The organism is Amnibacterium sp. (assembly GCF_025463795.1).
GTDB lineage: Bacteria > Actinomycetota > Actinomycetes > Actinomycetales > Microbacteriaceae > Amnibacterium.
In genome coordinates this window covers 1-16,525 of record NZ_JAODBE010000183.1, presented here as the reverse complement: position 1 = coordinate 16,525, position 16,525 = coordinate 1, and the positions used below count along the sequence as shown (strand labels likewise).

Genomic DNA, 16,525 nt, shown 5'->3' with positions numbered 1-16,525 from the left:
GCCGTCGAGGCAGCCGTCGCCCGGGTCGCCGAGGAGCTCGGCGCGCCGACCGTCCTCGTGAACAACGCCGGGATCCTGCGCGACAACCTGATCTTCAAGATGTCGGACGACGATTGGGACTCCGTCGTCGCGGTGCACCTGCGTGGCGCGTTCCTCATGACCCGGGCCGTGCAGCGCCACCAGGTGGAGGCGAAGTGGGGCCGCATCGTGAGCCTCTCCTCCACGAGCGCGCTCGGCAACCGCGGCCAGGCGAACTACGCGGCGGTGAAGGCGGGTCTGCAGGGCTTCACGAAGACCCTCGCGATCGAGCTCGGCCGCTACAACGTCACCGCCAACGCCATCGCGCCCGGGTTCATCGCGACCGACATGCTGCGGCAGACCGCGGAGCGGATGCACATCACGTTCGAGCAGTTCCTCGAGGGCGCGGCCGAGGAGATCCCGGTCGGCCGGGTCGGGCAGCCGGAGGACGTCGCGAACGCGGCGAGCTTCTTCTGCTCGGAGGCCGCCTCGTTCGTCTCCGGTCAGGTGCTGTACGTGGCAGGCGGCCCGAAGGCATGAGCACCGTCTTCCCCTCGCCGGAGGCGCTGCTCGACGCGGTCGGCACCGAGCTCGGGCCGAGCAGCTGGATCACCGTCGGGCAGGACCGGATCGACCGGTTCGCCGACGCGACCGACGATCACCAGTGGATCCACGTCGACCGCGCACGGGCCGCGGACGGCCCCTTCGGCGGGACGATCGCCCACGGCTACCTCTCCCTGTCGCTGCTCGCGCCCCTGATGTTCGAGCTGCTGCAGGTCGAGGGCACCGGTCTCGCCGTGAACGCGGGATCGGACCGGGTGCGGTTCCTCTCCCCGGTCCGCGCAGGCACCCGGGTGCGCGCGACCGCGACGATCACGGCGGCCGAGCGCATCCCGACCGGCATCCGCGTGCACCAGGCCGTGACGCTCGAGGCGGAGGGCGCCGACCGGCCGGCGCTCGTCGCGGAGACGCTGACGGTGTTCGTCCCGGCCTGACCGGGGCCTCCAGCAGGGAGGAGCAGCATGAGGGCATGAAGCTCGCGCTGCACTTCCCGAATTTCACGATGCCGGGGGCGCCGGACTCGCTCCGCGGCCTGCTCGCCGACACCGCCCGCGCCGCGGACGAGGGCGGCTTCGCCGCGATGACGGTCATGGACCACTGGTTCCAGATGATCCCGATGGGCGGATCCGCCGAGCCGATGCTCGAGGGCTACACGACCCTCGGCTACCTGGCCGCCGTGACGCAGCGCCTCCGGCTGGGCACCCTCGTCACCGGGGTGACCTACCGGTACCCGGCGCTGCTCGCGAAGACCGTCACCACGCTCGACGTGCTCTCGAACGGGCGCGCCTTCCTCGGCATCGGCGCTGCCTGGTACGAGGAGGAGCACGCCGCGTACGGGGTCCCGTTCCCGCCCCTGAAGGAGCGGTTCGAGCGGCTGACCGAGGCGCTCGAGATCTGCGAGCAGATGTGGAGCGAGAACGACGGCCCGTACGAGGGCGAGCACTACCGCCTCGGCGCGACGATCTGCGTGCCGCAGCCGATCCAGCGCCCGCGTCCGCCGATCCTCATCGGCGGCGGCGGTGAGAAGAAGACCCTGCGGCTGGTCGCCCTCCACGGCGACGCCTGCAACCTCTTCGACCTCGGTCCCGACGAGGTCGGCCGGAAGATCGACGTGCTGCGGCAGCACTGCGACGACGTCGGCCGGGACTTCACCTCGATCCAGCTCACGCTCACGACACCCGGAGCCGACGCCGAGAGCGACGCCTTCCTCTCGAAGATGGAGGCCTACGCGAAGCTCGGCGTCGATCAGGTCTGGGTGCGCGCCGCAGCACCCGACCCCGTCGGCACCACCGCACGCCTCGGGGAGCACGTGGTCCCGCGCCTCGCGCAGCTCTGACCTCGCCTCCGCCTCCCGTGCGTCGGCATCGGCGACCGCCGGAGGCGGGGGCTCGAAGCGGGTGGGACCGCGGTCAGCTGAGGCGCTCGATCACCATCGCCATGCCCTGGCCGCCGCCGACGCACATCGTCTCGAGGCCGAAGGTGGCGTCGTTCGTGCGCAGCGCGTTGAGCAGCGTCGTCGTGATGCGGGCACCCGTCATGCCGAAGGGGTGGCCGAGGGCGATGGCGCCCCCGTGCACGTTGAGCTTCTCCCACGGCACCCCGAGCTGGTCCGCGGAAGGCACGACCTGGGCGGCGAACGCCTCGTTGATCTCGACGAGATCGATGTCGTCGATCGTCATGCCGGCGAGCGCGAGCGCCTTGCGGCTCGCCTCGACGGGGCCGAGGCCCATGATCTCGGGCGAGAGCGCGCTCACGCCGGTCGCGACGATGCGGGCGAGCGGGGTGAGGCCGAGGTCCCTCGCGAGCGTGTCGGAGACGACGACGAGGGCCGCCGCCCCGTCGTTCAGGGGGCAGGCGTTGCCGGCGGTCACGGTGCCGTCGGGGCGGAAGACGGGCTGCAGCGTCGACAGCGTCTCGACGGTGACTCCGGCGCGCGGACCGTCGTCGGTGCTGACGGTACGGCCGTCCGGCGTCGTCACCGGCGTGATCTCCCGTTCGAAGACCCCGGCCGCGATGGCCCGCTCGGCCCGGTTCTGGCTGAGTGCGGCGTACTCGTCCTGCCGCTGCCGGCCGGTCCCGGTGAGGGCGGCGACGTTCTCGGCCGTCTGCCCCATGGCGATGTAGGCGTCGGGCAGCTCGCCGTCCTCCCGCGGGTCGTGCCAGCCGCCGCCCGCCTCGGCGCGCCGCTTCGTGCGCTGCTCCGCATCCGCGAACACCGGGTTCAGGATCACGTGCGGGTCCTGGTTCGGGATGTGGTCGGCGCTGCCGTTCGCGAAGTGCGTCACGGACTCGACGCCCGCGGAGACGAAGGCGTGGCCCTCGCCCGCCTTGATGGCGTGGAACGCCATGCGGGTGGTCTGGAGGCTGGAGGAGCAGTACCGGTTCACGGTCGTGCCCGGCAGGAAGTCGTAGCCGAGCTTGACGGCGAGGATGCGGGCCATGTTCATGCCCTGCTCCCCGCCGGGCATGCCGCAGCCGAGGATCAGGTCGTCGAGACGCGCCGGATCCAGCTCCGGCACGGCCGCGAGCGCCTCCCGCACGATGACGGCGGCGAGGTCGTCCGGCCGGAACGAGACGAGCGAGCCCTTGTTGGCCCGCCCGATGGGCGACCGCTTCGCGGCGACGACAACTGCCTCAACCATTTCCAAGCCTCTTCCTTGAGCGAGAACCGGCGAGCCGATCTCGGGCGACGGGAGGCACGGCCGTCACGTCGGCCGGGCCGGACTGTCCACGACGTCTTCGATGCGCTCGCGTATCGAAGACCATAAGCACGACGTCTTCGATGCGCTCGCGCATCGAAGACCATAGGTTCAGACGAACGCGGCCGAGCCCGTGATGGCGCGGCCGACGATGAGGGTGTTCATCTCGCGGGTGCCCTCGTAGGAGTAGATGGCCTCCGCGTCGGCGAAGAACCGGGCCACACCCTTGTCGAGCACGATGCCGTTGCCACCGAGGATCTCGCGGGCGTAGCCGACGGTCTCGCGCATCCGGGCGGTCGCGAACGCCTTGGCGAGCGCCGAGTGCTCGTCCTGCTGCTGACCGGCGTCCTGCAGCTGCGAGGCGCGGAGGCAGACCGCGATCGAGGCGGTGATGTTGCCGACGCACTTCACGAGCAGGTCCTGGACGAGCTGGTGCGCGGCGATCGGCTTGCCGAACTGCACGCGCTCCTTCGCGTAGGCGAGGGCCGCCTCGTAGGCGCCGATCGCGATGCCGATGGCCTGCCATGCGACCTCGCAGCGCGTGAGCCGCAGCACGTGCGCGACGTCGCGGAACGAGCGGATGCCGGGCAGCCGCATCGATTCCGGCACGCGCACGTCCGTCATGGTGATGTCGGCGTTCTGCACGCTGCGGAGGGCGATCTTGCCTTCGATCTTCGTCGCCGTGAAGCCCTCGCTGGTCGTGTCGACGAGGAAGCCCTTGACCTGCCCGTCCGCCTCGTCCTTGCCGAAGATCACCACGATGTCGGCGAAGGTCGCATTGCCGATCCAGCGCTTCGCGCCGTTCAGGATCCAGGTGTCGCCGTCGCGCCGGGCGGTCGTGCGCAGGCCGCGGGCGGAGTCGGAGCCGGAGAAGGGCTCGGTGAGGCCGAACGAGGCGATCACCTCGGCGGTCGCCATCTTCGGCAGCCACTCGGCGCGCTGCTCCGGCGAGCCCCCGACGTCCACGGCGCCCATCGCGAGGCCGCTCTGCACACCGACGAACGTGGAGGCGGACGCGTCGACGCGGCCCATCTCGAGCGCCATCCAGCCGCGGTAGACGGCGCTGTTCTCGAACCGGCGGACCTCCGGGATGAAGGCGCCGAGGCAGCCGAGCCGGGCGAGGTTCGGGATGACCTGCTTCGGGAACTCCGCGCGCTCCCAGTAGTCGTTCGCGATCGGCGCCACCTCGGTCTCGAAGTACTCGCGCACCTTGGCGGCGCTCTCCCGCTCGACCGGGGTCAGGACGTCCTGGAAGTGGTAGAAGTCGCCCACGAGGTAGGGCACGGCCACCTCTCCGAAGTCCTCCAGCGCGGTCTCGTCGGTCGTGGTGATCGTCATCGCAGCTCCTCGTCGACTGGCCCGCCCTGTCGGGCGGAGGTGCCCCGCGAGCAGTGTACGCATCACATCGGGATGTGTTGCGGCCGCTCCCGCGCAGCGCGGCTACGATCCAGTCATGGTCCTCGTCGATGCGCGCCCGCGTGCCGCGCGCCTCGGCAGCCACGGCACGGAGCTCGTGCCGAGCCCCCTCTCGCTGCGGCTCGGGTCCCACCCCGACGCGACGCGGGCGTTCCGTGAGGCGAGGCACCGGTTCATCGCCGGCGAGCGGATCGACATGGGCGCGCTGGCCTCGACGTTCGGCGTCGACCGCACCTCCCTGTTCCGCTGGGTGGGCAATCGCGACCAGCTGCTCGCCGAGGTGCTGTGGTCCCTCGCCGTGCCGACCCTCGACGCCGCCGACGCCGCCGTCTCCGCGCGCGGCGCCGACCGCGTCGCGGCGGTGCTCACCCGCTTCGTCGACGACCTGATCGGCGCGCACTACTTCCGCGACTGGATCACGCGCGAGCCGTCGCGGGCGCTGCGCATCCTCACCACAGCGGCCAGCCCGGTGCATCGCCGCTTCGTCGCCGTCACCGAGACGCTGCTCACCGAGGAGCTGTCGGCCGGCCGGATGGCCACTCCGCTGCCGGTGCACGACCTTGCGACCGTGCTCGTGCGGGTCGCCGAGTCGTTCACCTACTCCGACCTCATCGCCGGGGAGAGCCCGAGCGCCGACCGCGCCTCGGCCGCCCTCGCCCTCGTCCTCGCGCCGACGCGGCTGGAGGACGAGTGACCGGCTCCGGGCCGACGCTCGCCGACTACGGGTGGTCGCGGCCGTTCCCGACACGCTGGCACGACAACGACGTGTTCGGCCACGTGAACAACACGATCTACTACGCCGCCATGGACACCACGGTGACGAGCTGGCTGCTCGGACCCGGGGGGCACCGCATGGTCGAGGAGCGCGACCCGGCCGTGGTCGTCGCGTCCTCGTGCCGGTACTTCGCGTCCGGCGCCTTCCCCGACACCTTCGTCGTCGGCCTCCGCGCCGACCGGGTCGGGACCACGAGCGTCTCCTGGGGGCTCGGCATCTTCCGCGAGTCCGACGGCGAGCTGCTCGCAACGGGCACCTTCGTGCACGTGTTCGTCGACCGCGAGACCCGGCGGCCCATGCCCGTACCCGACCCGCTCCGAACCCGGATCGCGGCCGACCTCGTCCCCGCACCACCCAGCAGTCCCACGCACTGACGCGAGAAGGAATCCATGAACGAGAACGACGACGTTCTGAACGGGCCCGGCAACGCGACCCTCTCGATCGCCTCCATCCTGGCGGACGCGGCCTGGCGCCGCCCGGAGAAGACGGCCCTGATCTGGGCGGGCCAGACCGGACCGGACGCCAGGGTCACCTACGGCGACCTGTGGACGCAGACCAAGGCGGTCGCCGGCGTGCTGCGCGACCGCGGGATCGGCCCGGGCGACCGGGTGGCGATGATGGTGCCGAACGTGCCGATGTTCGCGCGGGTCTACTACGCGGTGCTCGCGCTCGGCGCGGTGGTCGTGCCGATCCACCTCCTCTACAAGAAGGAGGAGATCCAGCACGTGCTGCGGGACAGCGGCGCGGCGCTCGTCGTGATCGCGGCGCCCTCCCTCGGCGAAGGGCTGCCCGCTGCCGCCGAGCTCGGTCTCGACGCCGTGTCGGTGCTGCTCCCCGAGGGGACGCGCGACCTGGTGCCGATCCCCCGCCTCGAGGACCTGCTCGCCGCCGGGCACTCCGCCCCGATCGACCGGCACGTGGGCACCCATCCGCTCGCGCCGGCCACGATCCTCTACACGAGCGGCACGACCGGGGTGCCGAAGGGTGCCGTCGGTTCGCACCTCTCGATCGTCGAGAACGTGAACGTGACCCTCATCGACTCGTTCGACATGAAGACGGACGACGTGGTGTTCGGCGGCCTGCCGCTCTTCCACACGTTCGGCCAGACCTGCGTGCTGAACACGACCTTCCGGGTCGGCGCCACGATCGTGCTGCTGCCGAAGTTCGAGCCGCGCGCGGCGCTCGACGCGATGGTCGAGCACGGGGTGACGATCTTCACCGCCGTGCCCACGATGTACGTCGGCCTCCTGCAGGGCGTCGCCGCCGGCGGCCCCACGCCGCAGCTGCGCTACGCGGTCTCCGGCGGCGCTCCGCTGCCGCTCGCCGTGCTCGAGTCGTTCGAGCAGTCGTTCGGGGCGACCGTCCACGAGGGCTACGGCCTCACCGAGACGTCGCCCGTCGCCTCGTTCAACCGCGTCGGTGAGCAGATCCACCCCGGCACCGTCGGCCGTCGCATCTGGGGCGTCGACGTGATGATCGCGGATCCGGAGCAGGATCACGAGATCGTCGAGCTGCCCCGTGGCGAGCTCGGCGAGATCGTCATCCGCGGCCACAACCTGTTCAAGGGCTACCTCGGGCGGCCGGAGGCGAACCGGGAGGCGGTCGTGCAGGGCTGGTTCCGCACCGGCGATCTCGGCACGATCGACGACGAGGACCTCATCACGATCGTCGATCGCAAGAAGGACATGATCGTCCGCAACGGCTACAACGTGTACCCGACCGAGGTCGAGAACGTGCTCGCGCGGCACGAGGCCGTGCAGACCGCGGCGGTGTTCGGGGTGCCGCACGACGTGCACGGGCAGGAGGTCGCGGCCGCCGTCGTCCTGAAGCCCGGTGCCGAGGCGACGGAGGAGGAGCTGATCGGGTTCGTGAAGGACCGGATCGCAGCCTTCAAGTTCCCGCGGATCGTCCACTTCGTGCCCGAGCTGCCGCTCGGCCCGTCGGGGAAGGTGCTGAAGCGCGAGCTCGCCCGCGAGTTCGGCTCGTGACGGCGGCCCTCCCCGGACTGGACCTGCCGGCGCTCGGAGCCTGGCTGCGACGCACCCATCCGGCGCTGGCGGGCGGGGACCTCTCGGCCCACGTGCTCGCGGGCGGCCGCAGCAACCTCACCTACCGGCTCGACGGCACGCGGCCGGGCCCGCTGGTCCTGCGCCGACCGCCGCTCGCGCACGTCCAGGCCACCGCGCACGACATGCGACGTGAGTACCGGGCGATCTCGGGCCTCGCCGGCACGGCGGTGCCCGTGCCGCCCGCCGTGGACCTCGTGCCGGAGGCGGATCCCGAGACCGGCGTCGATGCGCCGTTCTTCCTGATGCGGCACGTCGAGGGCACGGTCGTGCGCGCACCGGGCGACGACGCCGGGCTCTCGCCCGAGCAGCGCCGCAGCGTCTCCTTCGCGCTCATCGACGTCCTCGCCGCCCTGCATGCGCTCGACCCCGCCGAGGTGGGGCTCGCCGACCTCGGTCGCCCCGACGGCTACCTCGCGCGGCAGGTGGCGCGCTGGACGACGCAGTACGCGGGGTCGCGCACGCGCGAGCTGCCGGACCTGGACGCGCTCGCGGCGGGTCTCGCCCAGCGCGTGCCGGCGACGGTAGCCACGGGCCTGCTGCACGGCGACTTCCGTCTCGACAACGCGATCCTCGCCCTGGACGGCGAGGAGCCCCGGATCGCGGCGGTGCTCGACTGGGAGATGGCCACCGTCGGCGACCTCGACGCCGACCTGACCCTCTGCACGCTCTACTGGCGGCTCGGCGCGATCGCCTCGGACGTCGGCCTGCCCGCGGCGACGGCCGTCGTGCCCGGTGCCGGCTACCCCGACGCCGACGAGCTCGTCGACCACTACTCCCGCGTCAGCGGCCGCCGCATCGGCGATCTCGGCTGGTACGACGCGTTCGCCGCGTTCAAGCTGGCGGTCATCCTCGAGGGGGTGCATCGACGCTTCCTGCAGGGGGCGACGGTCGGCGCCGGGTTCGACTCGATCGGCGCGCTCGTGCCGCCGCTCGCGGCGCTCGGCCGAGGCCGCCTGGCCGAGGGAGCCTGATGGATTTCGCTCCGGATCCGCGGTCCGCGGCGCTCGACGCCGAGCTGTCGTCGTTCCTCTCCGATCACGTGCTGCCCGCCGAACCCGTGCTCGAGGCGGAGCTCGCCGCCGAGCCGGACAGGTGGGGCCCGACGCCGGTCATCGGCACCCTGCAGGCGGCGGCGCGGGAGCGCGGGCTGTGGAACCTCTTCCTGCCGCCGAACCCCCTGGGGCTCGGCGCCGGCCTCACCAACCTGCAGTACGCGCCTCTGGCCGAGCGGACGGGACGCAGTCCGCGCCTGGCGCCGGTCGCGATCAACTGCGCGGCGCCCGACACCGGCAACATGGAGCTCCTGATCCACTCCGGCTCGGACGCGCAGCGGGACCGGTGGCTCGGACCGATGCTCGAGGGCCGGCGCCGCTCCGCGTTCTGCATGTCGGAGCCGGACGTCGCGTCCTCCGACGCCACGAACGTCGCCACGCGCATCCGCCGCGACGGCGACGAGTACGTGGTCGACGGCGTGAAGTGGTGGTCGACCGGTGCGATGGACCCCGACGCGACGCTGCTGGTGGTTCTGGGCAAGACCGACCCCGAGGCCGACCGCCACCGGCAGCAGAGCATGCTGCTCGTGCCCCGGGACACCCCTGGCGTCACGATCGTGCGGCCGCTGTCGGTCTTCGGCTACGACGACCGGGAGCACGGCGGGCATGCCGAGATCCGGTTCGAGGGCGCCCGCGTGCCGCTCGATGCACTGCTCGGCGGCGAGGGCGAGGGCTTCGCGATGGCTCAGGCCCGGCTCGGCCCCGGCCGCATCCACCACTGCATGCGGGCGATCGGCATGGCCGAGCGGGCGCTCGACCTGGTGCGGGTCCGGGTCGGCGGCCGCACCGCCTTCGGCTCGGCGCTCTCGGAGCAGGGCGTCGTGCGGCAGTGGCTCGCGGAGGCGCGGATCGAGCTGGAGGCCGTGCGCCTGCTCGTGCTGAAGACCGCGTGGCTCATGGACACGGTCGGCAACCGTGCGGCCCGCACCGAGATCCAGGCGATCAAGGTCGCGGTGCCCCGGGTCGTGCAGCAGGTGCTGGACCGGGCGATCCAGCTGTTCGGCGGGGCGGGCGTCTCCGCCGACACCCCGCTGGCGGCGCTGTTCGCCGCGGCCCGCACCCTGCGGATCGCGGACGGCCCCGACGAGGTCCACCTCGCCTCGCTCGGCCGTGCGGAGGTGCGTCGCTCCCCCGCTTGACCGCGCGCCCGGGTGAGGCGCAGGCTCGTCCCTCGAGGGGGACACGGATGCGGCGATACAGGATCGAGAGCAGCGCCATCTCGTCGCTCGGCTACGACCCGACGAACCGGCTGCTCGAGCTCGAGTTCGTGACCGGAGCCGTGTACGACTACGAGGGAGTACCTCCGGAGGAGGTGCTCGCGATGCTCGAGTCGGACTCGCGCGGCCGCTACTTCGACCTGCACATCCGCGGTCCCTACCCCTACCGCCGCGTCGCCTGAGCGGCCGGCTCAGCCGGGCATCGGCAGGGAGCCGCCTCCGTCGATCACGATCGTCTGCCCGGTGATCCAGGCGGCGTCCTCGGACAGCAGGAACGCGACGGGGCCCGCGACGTCCTCGGGCTCGCCGAGTCGGCCGAGCGGGTAGGCGGCCACGACCTGCGCCTCACGGCCCTCGTAGAGCGCCCGCGCGAACCGCGTCTTGACGACGGCCGGGGCGACGGCGTTCACCCGGATCCGCGGGGCGAGCTCGTGGGCCAGCTGGGCGGTGAGCGAGATGAGGGCGGCTTTCGACACCCCGTAGAAGCCGATGTTCGGGCTCGCGCCGATGCCCGCGATCGAGGCGATGTTGACGATGGCGCCGCCGCGCTCGCCCATCCCGCGCCGGACCGCTTCGCGGGCGTAGCCGAAGGCGCCGAGCACGTTCACCTCGAACAGCTTGCGGACGGCCGCCTCGTCGATCTCGAGCGACGGCCCGTACGCCGGATTCACGCCGGCGTTGTTCACGAGCAGGTCGACGGGGCCGAACGCGCCCTCCGCGGCGGCGAACGCGGCCTCCCTGGCCTCGGGATCGTCGGCAGCGCCGGCGACGCCGCGCACCCGGTCGGCGCCGAGCCGCTCGACCGCCTCGGTGAGGGCCTCCTCGCGACGGGCGGTGAGCACGACGCGGGCGCCTTCGGCCACGAGGCGTTCGGCGACGGCGAGGCCGATGCCGCGGCTCGCCCCGGTGACGAGGGCGACGCGGTCGGAGAAGCGGGAGAGCGGCACGGCCGGAGCCTACCCACCGGCCGGTCCGCCCCGATTCGCTCGGGCCGGCCGTCGGGGTGGTGCTGAAGGAACGCTCCGACTTCCTCCGCGGACTTGCGCCGCCGGGGCGGGAGAGGTGCGCTGGAACCATGAAAGAGTTCCGGATCCTCAAGCCCATCGCCAAGCTCGAGAACGTCGAGGCGCTGGATCCGCTGATCGAGGTGTCGAGGAAGATCGTGCTCGCCGTCGTGAAGCCGCGGGCGGTCGAGGACCTGCTGCACGGCGTTCCGTTCGGCCACCCCATCCACCCGATGCTCGTGCTCGTTCCGACGGGCGCCTGGGCCTCCGCGGCAGTGCTCGACCTGCTGCCCGGCAACGAACGGGCGGCCCGCATCCTTGTCGGCACCGGCGTGCTGAGCGCTCTGCCTACAGCCCTCACCGGGGAGACGGACTGGGCGCGCCTGCACCAGCAGCAGATGCGCGTCGGCATGGTGCACGCGGCGCTGAACATCGCGGCGGTGAGCCTCTACAGCGCGTCATGGCTAGCGCGGCGGTCGGGGAACCAGAGCCTCGGCAAGCTGCTCGCGTTCGCCGGCTTCGGCGCCGTCGGCGCCGGGGGCTACCTCGGCGGCCATCTCGCCTACCGTCAGGCGAGCGGCGCCAACCACACCGAGGACGTGCCGCACCGCTTCCCGTCCGGCTGGCAGGAGCTCGGACCCCTGGTCGATCTCCCCGAGGGCGCGCTGGTGCGCAAGGTCGTGCGCGGCCAGTCGCTGCTCGTGCACCGCACCGGGACCGAGGTGCAGGTGCTCTCGAACGTGTGCAGCCATCTCTCCGGCCCGCTCCACCAGGGCGAACTCACCATGGAGCCGGGCGAGGGCTCGTGCGTCACCTGCCCGTGGCACCAGAGCGTCTTCTCGCTCGCGAACGGCGAGGTCGTGCACGGCCCCGCGACCTCGCCCCAACCCGTCTTCGAGACCCGCGTGACGGGCGAGACGGTCGAGGTGCTGCTGCCGAACGCCGGCTGACCCCCTCCGCTCATCGCGCCGTTCCGGAGAAACGGCGCGACGCGCCGCGCATCTGCCGCCACGTCCGGCGTGTCGAGCAGGAACTCCGGAACGGCGCGACGATCAGCTGCGGGAGCGACGCTCCCTGCTGTGCCCGTCAGGTTCGGGAGCGACGCTCCCTCACACGCATGTTGACCACGATGGGGCTGCCCTCGAACCCGAACAGCTCGCGGAGGCGCCGCTGGATGTACCGGCGGTAGCCCGGGTCGAGGAACCCGGTGGTGAACAGCACGAACGTCGGCGGCCGCGTGCTCGCCTGCGTGCCGAACAAGATGCGCGGCTGCTTCCCGCCCCGGACCGGGTGCGGATGCGCGGCGACGAGCTCGGCGAGGAACGCGTTGAAGCGGCCGGTCGGGATGCGCGTGTCCCAGGAGCCGAGAGCCGTCTCGAGCGCCGGCACCAGCTTCTCCAGGTGACGCCCGGTGCGCGCCGAGATGTTCACGCGGGGCGCCCAGGAGACGTGCCCGAGGTCCTGCTCGATCTCACGCTCGAGGTAGCGGCGCCGGTCGTCGTCGAGCAGGTCCCACTTGTTGTACGCGAGCACGAGGGCCCGTCCCGACTCGAGGACGAGGTCGACGATCCGCACGTCCTGCTCGCTGATCGGCTGGCTCACGTCGAGCAGCACGACGGCGACCTCCGCGCGCTCCAGCGCGGCCTGGGTGCGCAGCGACGCGTAGAAGTCCGCACCCTGGGACAGGTGCGTGCGGCGGCGGATGCCGGCCGTGTCGACGAACCGCCACACCCTGCCACCGAGCTCGATCTGCGAGTCGACGGGGTCGCGGGTGGTGCCGGCGAGCTCCGCCACGACGACCCGCTCCTCCCCCGCCGCCCTGTTCAGCAGGCTCGACTTGCCGACGTTCGGGCGGCCGAGCAGCGCCACCCGGCGCGGGCCACCGAGCTCGGGACGGGCGACCGCCGACTCCTTCGGCAGGATCCGCATCACGTCGTCGAGCAGGTCGGCCACGCCCCGACCGTGCAGGGCGGAGACCGGCCACGGCTCACCGAGGCCCAGGTTCCACAGCTCCGCGACGAGGGGCTCGAGGCGGGCGTCGTCGACCTTGTTGGCGACGACCCGCACCGGCTTGTTGCCCGCCCGGAGCATCCGCACGACGCGCTCGTCGGTCGCCGTCGCGCCGACCGTCGCGTCGACGACGAAGAGCACGGCGTCGGCGAGGTCGACGGCGATCTCCGCCTGCGCGGCGACCGCGGCGTCGAGGCCCGCCGCGTCCGGCTCCCATCCGCCCGTGTCGACGAGGGTGAACTCCCGGCCCTCCCACTCGGCGCGGTAGGTCACACGGTCGCGCGTGACGCCGGGGACGTCCTCGACGACGGCGGCGCGACGGCCGAGGATGCGGTTCACGAGCGCGGACTTGCCGACGTTCGGCCGCCCGACGATCGCCAGCACCGGCAGCGCGGCGCCGGCGCCCTGCTGCTCGTCGCCGATCTCGGCGCCCTCGAGGACGGCCTGGTCCTCCTCGTCGAGCGCGTACTCGGCGAGGCCGGCCCGCAGCGCGGCGGCCCGGCGCTCGGCAGCGGCGTCGTCGACGGTGGCGAGCCGATCGCCGAGGTCGTCGGGTCCCGCGTCGAAGTCGAGGTGGTCGTCGGTCATCTGGGTACCCGTTCCTGCACGAGGCCGACGAGGGCGTCGACCGTGCCATCGAAGTCGAGGTCGGTGGAGTCGAGCGTGGTGACGCCGTCGGCCGCCTCGAGGAAGTCGACCACCTGGGAGTCCTTGGCGTCGCGCTCGGCGATCGCCTGGGCGACGGTCTCGTGGTGCAGGTCCGGCAGCTGCCGGGCGCGGCGCGCGGCACGCACCTCGGGGCTCGCGGTGAGCAGCACCCGTACGTCGGCATCCGGCGCGACGACGGTGGTGATGTCGCGGCCCTCGACCACGACGCCGGGGTCGGCGGCGGCGAGGCGCGCGCGGAACCCGTCGTTCAGCGCCTCGCGGACCGCCTGGACGCGAGCGATGCCGCTGACCGCACCGGTGACGCGCGGCTCACGGATGGCGTGGGTGACGTCGGTGCCGTCGACCCGCACCCAGTGCTCGTCGGGGTCGTCGGCGCTCTCGAACCGGAACGCGGCGAGCACGCGGATCACCGCGTCGGGATCCTCCGGATCGGCCCCGTGCTCGAGCACCGACCACGCGAGCGCCCGGTAGGCGGCCCCGGTGTCGACGAAGGCGTACCCGAGCTTCGCCGCGGCGGCGCGGCTGACGCTGGACTTGCCGCTGCCCGCCGGTCCGTCGACCGCCACCACCACGTTCATCCCGCCACCCGCCATCCGCGCTGCACCAGATCCGCCTCGAGTCCCGACGCCGCCTCCGGCGCGACCTGCACCTCGACGATGCCGATCGGTGCGCCGGGCGAGTGCTCCAGGCGCAGGTCCTCGAGGTTCACACCGAGCTCGCCGATCTCCGAGAGGAGCCGGGCGAGCTGGCCCGGGGTGTCGTCGATCAGCACGACCAGCGAGGTGAGCTTCAGGTCGGCGCCGTGCTTGCCGGGGATGCGCTGCACCCCCGCGTTGCCCGCGGCGAGCAGATCGGCGAGCGCGCGCGGCGCGCCGGCCGCGGTCGGGTCGGACAGGGCCTCGAGCACCGCGTCGAGGTCGTCGCGGAGGTCGGAGAGCACGGGCACGATGCGGCCCGCGTTCGCGGAGAGGATCTGGATCCAGAGGGCCGGGTCGCTCGCGGCGATCCGCGTCGTGTCGCGCAGGCCCTGCCCGGCGAGGTCGGTGGCGTGCGCGGGCGCATCGACGAGGCGGGCGGCGAGCAGGCTCGCGACGAGCTGCGGCGCGTGGGAGACGACGGCGACGGCGTCGTCGTGCCGGTCGACGGGCAGCCGCACCGGGGTGGCGCCGAGGTCGAGTGCGAGCGCCTCGAGCCGGGCGGCCTGCTCGGTCGTGCTCGCGGGATGCGGCGTGATGACCCAGGGGCGGCCGAGGAACAGGTCGGCGCGGGCGGCGATCGGCCCGCTGCGCTCCCGCCCCGCCATCGGATGCGACCCGAGGTACCGCTCGACGGGGGCGCCGGCGGCCCGCAGCGCTGCGAGGGGCGCGCTCTTCACGCTCGCGACGTCGGTCACGAGGGCGGCCGGATGCGCGTCGAGCTCCGCCTGCACGACCTCCGCGGTTCGGTCGGGCGGCACGGCGACCACGATGAGCGCCGGGTCGTCGTGCAGGCCGGCGCGGCGGCCGGCGCCGTAGTCCACGGCGAGCGCGAGCGTGGACGGCGACGCGTCGGCGAGGACGACGTCGACGCCGAGCGCTACGAGGCCGAGCCCGATGCTCGTGCCGAGCAGGCCGGTCCCGACGACACGGACCTGCCCCGAAGTACGGGCGGACACGGGGAGGAAGCCTACCGGCTGGGCTGCACAGGCGATCGCCTGGCGAGGGTGAGCACCGCGCCGAGCTCCGCGTCCGTGAGATCCCTGGTCGCGCCGACCTTCAGGTCCCCCAGGTTCAGCGGCCCGAATCGGCGTCGCACGAGCTCCTGAACCGGATGCCCGACCTCGTCGAGCATCCGCCGCACGATCCGGTTGCGGCCGGAGTGCAGGACCACCTCGACGAGCGTGGCTCCCGGCCGCTCGCCGCCCGGGACGATCCGGGCGCGGTCGGCGGCGATCGGCCCGTCCTCGAGCTCGATGCCCTCGATGAGACGCGCGAGCGTTCGGGGCGTCACGTTGCCGTTCACGAGCGCCACATAGGTCTTCGACACGCCGAACGACGGATGGGCGAGCACGTGCGCGAGCTCGCCGTCGTTCGTCAGCAGCAGGAGCCCGGAGGTGTCCGCATCGAGCCGGCCGACGTTGAACAGCCGCTCCTGAAAGCGCGAGGTGAAGCGGGTGAGGTCGGGTCTGCCCTGCTCGTCCTTCAGCGAGCTGACGACTCCGGTGGGCTTGTTGAGCAGGACGTAGCGGCGGGTGGGGTCGACCTGCACGGCGACGCCGTCGACGGCGACGTGATCGGTGGACGGATGGACGCGGCGGCCCAGCTCGGTGACGACCTTCCCGTTCACCGCGACCCGCCCGCGTGCGATGAGGTCCTCCGCGACGCGCCGCGACGCGACGCCCGCTGCCGCGAGCACCTTCTGCAGCCGCACCCCGTCGGCGGACGCGTCATCCGGCATGCTCGTGCACCCCCTCGGCACCCGCGAGCAGCGGCGCGATCGGCGGCAGCTCGTCGATGGACCGCAGGCCGAGCGCGACGAGCAGCTCGTCCGTCGTGCCGTACAGCGCCGCGCCGGTCTCCTCCGACCGTCCGACCTCCTCGATGAGCCCGCGGGCCTGCAGGGTGCGGATGACCGAGTCGACGGACACGGCCCGGATGGCCGCGACCTGCCCGCGGCTCACGGGCTGCCGGTACGCGATGACCGCGAGGGTCTCGAGCGCCGCCTGGCTGAGGCGTCCGGGCGACTCCGCCTCGGCGAGGGCTCGCACCGCCTCGTCGTGCTCGACACGGGCGTAGAGCCGCCAGCCGGTGGCGACCTCGCGCAGCTCGAAGCCGCGCCGCCGCCCGCTCCCACGCCCCTCGTAGTCGTCGCGGATCCGCTCGACCGCCTGCCGGACGACCGCGACCGGGCGGTCGACCGCGGTCGCGATCGTCGGCAGCGCGAGGGGCGCGTCCGAGACGAGCAGCAGGGCCTCGATGCGGGCGTCGAGCTCCTCGAGGTGCGAGGGCACGGCGGCCGCCGCCGGTGCCGCGGCGGGCGGGGGCGGCGGGGCCTCG

The 16,525-nt window shown here is 73.0% G+C and carries 18 protein-coding genes; 10 read left to right on the top strand and 8 right to left on the bottom strand.

What is annotated here, in order from left to right; translation table 11 throughout:
* The 3 genes from JWQ92_RS15530 to JWQ92_RS15520 all read left to right on the top strand — a co-directional run.
* A partial coding sequence (locus JWQ92_RS15530; RefSeq protein WP_297345369.1) for an SDR family oxidoreductase occupies nucleotides 1-558 on the top strand: 558 nt, incomplete at its 5' end.
* Complete coding sequence (locus tag JWQ92_RS15525) at nucleotides 555-1,013, top strand: MaoC family dehydratase (RefSeq protein WP_297345368.1); 459 nt, start codon at nucleotides 555-557, stop codon at nucleotides 1,011-1,013. The genes JWQ92_RS15530 and JWQ92_RS15525, both read left to right, overlap by 4 nt.
* A gap of 35 nt (nucleotides 1,014-1,048) precedes the next feature.
* A complete protein-coding gene (locus JWQ92_RS15520; protein ID WP_297345367.1) occupies nucleotides 1,049-1,915 on the top strand; it encodes an LLM class F420-dependent oxidoreductase in 867 nt (288 codons plus the stop codon).
* A gap of 73 nt (nucleotides 1,916-1,988) precedes the next feature.
* Here JWQ92_RS15520 and JWQ92_RS15515 read toward each other — a convergent pair whose 3' ends face one another.
* Together JWQ92_RS15515 and JWQ92_RS15510 are read right to left on the bottom strand one after the other, a co-directional pair.
* Nucleotides 1,989-3,221, bottom strand: coding sequence for an acetyl-CoA C-acetyltransferase (locus tag JWQ92_RS15515; protein WP_297345366.1), 1,233 nt, complete (start codon nucleotides 3,219-3,221; stop codon nucleotides 1,989-1,991).
* A 168-nt stretch (nucleotides 3,222-3,389) separates the two neighbouring features.
* Nucleotides 3,390-4,616, bottom strand: coding sequence for an acyl-CoA dehydrogenase family protein (locus JWQ92_RS15510; protein ID WP_297345365.1), 1,227 nt, complete (start codon nucleotides 4,614-4,616; stop codon nucleotides 3,390-3,392).
* A gap of 115 nt (nucleotides 4,617-4,731) precedes the next feature.
* On the opposite strand from JWQ92_RS15510, the gene JWQ92_RS15505 reads away from it, so the two are divergent.
* Genes JWQ92_RS15505 through JWQ92_RS15480 form a run of 6 tightly spaced genes read left to right on the top strand, consistent with a single transcriptional unit; the run spans nucleotide 4,732 to nucleotide 9,989 of the window.
* Nucleotides 4,732-5,388, top strand: coding sequence for a QsdR family transcriptional regulator (locus tag JWQ92_RS15505; protein ID WP_297345364.1), 657 nt, complete (start codon nucleotides 4,732-4,734; stop codon nucleotides 5,386-5,388).
* The gene (locus JWQ92_RS15500) at nucleotides 5,385-5,843 is read left to right on the top strand and encodes a thioesterase family protein (RefSeq protein ID WP_297345363.1); all 459 of its coding nucleotides are present in this window, start codon (nucleotides 5,385-5,387) and stop codon (nucleotides 5,841-5,843) included. The genes JWQ92_RS15505 and JWQ92_RS15500 overlap by 4 nt, the downstream gene beginning before the upstream one ends.
* A gap of 15 nt (nucleotides 5,844-5,858) precedes the next feature.
* Nucleotides 5,859-7,457 carry a long-chain fatty acid--CoA ligase gene (locus tag JWQ92_RS15495; RefSeq protein ID WP_297345362.1) on the top strand — a complete coding sequence of 533 codons (1,599 nt, stop codon included), beginning with the start codon at nucleotides 5,859-5,861 and terminating at the stop codon, nucleotides 7,455-7,457.
* Nucleotides 7,454-8,509, top strand: a complete 1,056-nt coding sequence (locus JWQ92_RS15490; RefSeq protein WP_297345361.1) for a phosphotransferase family protein — start codon at nucleotides 7,454-7,456, stop codon at nucleotides 8,507-8,509. Before JWQ92_RS15495 ends, JWQ92_RS15490 begins: the two co-directional genes overlap by 4 nt.
* Nucleotides 8,509-9,729, top strand: coding sequence for an acyl-CoA dehydrogenase family protein (locus JWQ92_RS15485; protein ID WP_297345360.1), 1,221 nt, complete (start codon nucleotides 8,509-8,511; stop codon nucleotides 9,727-9,729). Before JWQ92_RS15490 ends, JWQ92_RS15485 begins: the two co-directional genes overlap by 1 nt.
* A 47-nt stretch (nucleotides 9,730-9,776) precedes the next feature.
* A complete protein-coding gene (locus tag JWQ92_RS15480) occupies nucleotides 9,777-9,989 on the top strand; it encodes a KTSC domain-containing protein (RefSeq protein WP_297345359.1) in 213 nt (70 codons plus the stop codon).
* Nucleotides 9,990-9,998: 9 nt separating this feature from the next.
* On the opposite strand, the gene JWQ92_RS15475 is transcribed toward JWQ92_RS15480, so the two are convergent.
* Nucleotides 9,999-10,754 carry an SDR family oxidoreductase gene (locus JWQ92_RS15475; RefSeq protein WP_297345358.1) on the bottom strand — a complete coding sequence of 252 codons (756 nt, stop codon included), beginning with the start codon at nucleotides 10,752-10,754 and terminating at the stop codon, nucleotides 9,999-10,001.
* Between the two features lie 128 nt (nucleotides 10,755-10,882).
* On the opposite strand from JWQ92_RS15475, the gene JWQ92_RS15470 reads away from it, so the two are divergent.
* Complete coding sequence (locus JWQ92_RS15470; protein ID WP_297345357.1) at nucleotides 10,883-11,761, top strand: DUF2231 domain-containing protein; 879 nt, start codon at nucleotides 10,883-10,885, stop codon at nucleotides 11,759-11,761.
* 136 nt (nucleotides 11,762-11,897) lie between these two features.
* On the opposite strand, the gene der is transcribed toward JWQ92_RS15470, so the two are convergent.
* The 5 genes from der to scpB are packed head-to-tail and all read right to left on the bottom strand — an operon-like array spanning nucleotide 11,898 to nucleotide 16,479.
* Nucleotides 11,898-13,409: a ribosome biogenesis GTPase Der gene (gene der / locus JWQ92_RS15465; protein ID WP_297345356.1), complete on the bottom strand. Its 1,512-nt coding sequence runs from the start codon at nucleotides 13,407-13,409 to the stop codon at nucleotides 11,898-11,900.
* On the bottom strand, nucleotides 13,406-14,068 hold the full coding sequence (gene cmk / locus JWQ92_RS15460; RefSeq protein ID WP_297345355.1) for a (d)CMP kinase: 663 nt from the start codon (nucleotides 14,066-14,068) through the stop codon (nucleotides 13,406-13,408). The genes der and cmk overlap by 4 nt, the downstream gene beginning before the upstream one ends.
* Complete coding sequence (locus JWQ92_RS15455) at nucleotides 14,065-15,144, bottom strand: prephenate dehydrogenase (protein WP_297345354.1); 1,080 nt, start codon at nucleotides 15,142-15,144, stop codon at nucleotides 14,065-14,067. Before JWQ92_RS15455 ends, cmk begins: the two co-directional genes overlap by 4 nt.
* A gap of 11 nt (nucleotides 15,145-15,155) precedes the next feature.
* Nucleotides 15,156-15,926, bottom strand: coding sequence for a pseudouridine synthase (locus tag JWQ92_RS15450; protein ID WP_297345353.1), 771 nt, complete (start codon nucleotides 15,924-15,926; stop codon nucleotides 15,156-15,158).
* Nucleotides 15,916-16,479 (bottom strand): SMC-Scp complex subunit ScpB, encoded by a 564-nt coding sequence (gene scpB, locus JWQ92_RS15445; protein WP_297345370.1) that lies wholly within the window; start codon nucleotides 16,477-16,479, stop codon nucleotides 15,916-15,918. The genes JWQ92_RS15450 and scpB overlap by 11 nt, the downstream gene beginning before the upstream one ends.
* Between the last annotated feature and the right edge of the window lie 46 nt (nucleotides 16,480-16,525).

Coding starts and splice junctions, on each gene's coding strand:
- cmk (WP_297345355.1), bottom strand. CDS start 14,068: ATGAACGTGGTGGTGGCGGTCGACGGACCGGCGGGCAGCGGCAAGTCC.
- JWQ92_RS15515 (WP_297345366.1), bottom strand. CDS start 3,221: ATGGTTGAGGCAGTTGTCGTCGCCGCGAAGCGGTCGCCCATCGGGCGG.
- der (WP_297345356.1), bottom strand. CDS start 13,409: ATGACCGACGACCACCTCGACTTCGACGCGGGACCCGACGACCTCGGC.
- JWQ92_RS15505 (WP_297345364.1), top strand. CDS start 4,732: ATGGTCCTCGTCGATGCGCGCCCGCGTGCCGCGCGCCTCGGCAGCCAC.
- JWQ92_RS15480 (WP_297345359.1), top strand. CDS start 9,777: ATGCGGCGATACAGGATCGAGAGCAGCGCCATCTCGTCGCTCGGCTAC.
- JWQ92_RS15520 (WP_297345367.1), top strand. CDS start 1,049: ATGAAGCTCGCGCTGCACTTCCCGAATTTCACGATGCCGGGGGCGCCG.
- JWQ92_RS15485 (WP_297345360.1), top strand. CDS start 8,509: ATGGATTTCGCTCCGGATCCGCGGTCCGCGGCGCTCGACGCCGAGCTG.
- JWQ92_RS15470 (WP_297345357.1), top strand. CDS start 10,883: ATGAAAGAGTTCCGGATCCTCAAGCCCATCGCCAAGCTCGAGAACGTC.
- JWQ92_RS15510 (WP_297345365.1), bottom strand. CDS start 4,616: ATGACGATCACCACGACCGACGAGACCGCGCTGGAGGACTTCGGAGAG.
- JWQ92_RS15450 (WP_297345353.1), bottom strand. CDS start 15,926: ATGCCGGATGACGCGTCCGCCGACGGGGTGCGGCTGCAGAAGGTGCTC.
- JWQ92_RS15525 (WP_297345368.1), top strand. CDS start 555: ATGAGCACCGTCTTCCCCTCGCCGGAGGCGCTGCTCGACGCGGTCGGC.
- JWQ92_RS15495 (WP_297345362.1), top strand. CDS start 5,859: ATGAACGAGAACGACGACGTTCTGAACGGGCCCGGCAACGCGACCCTC.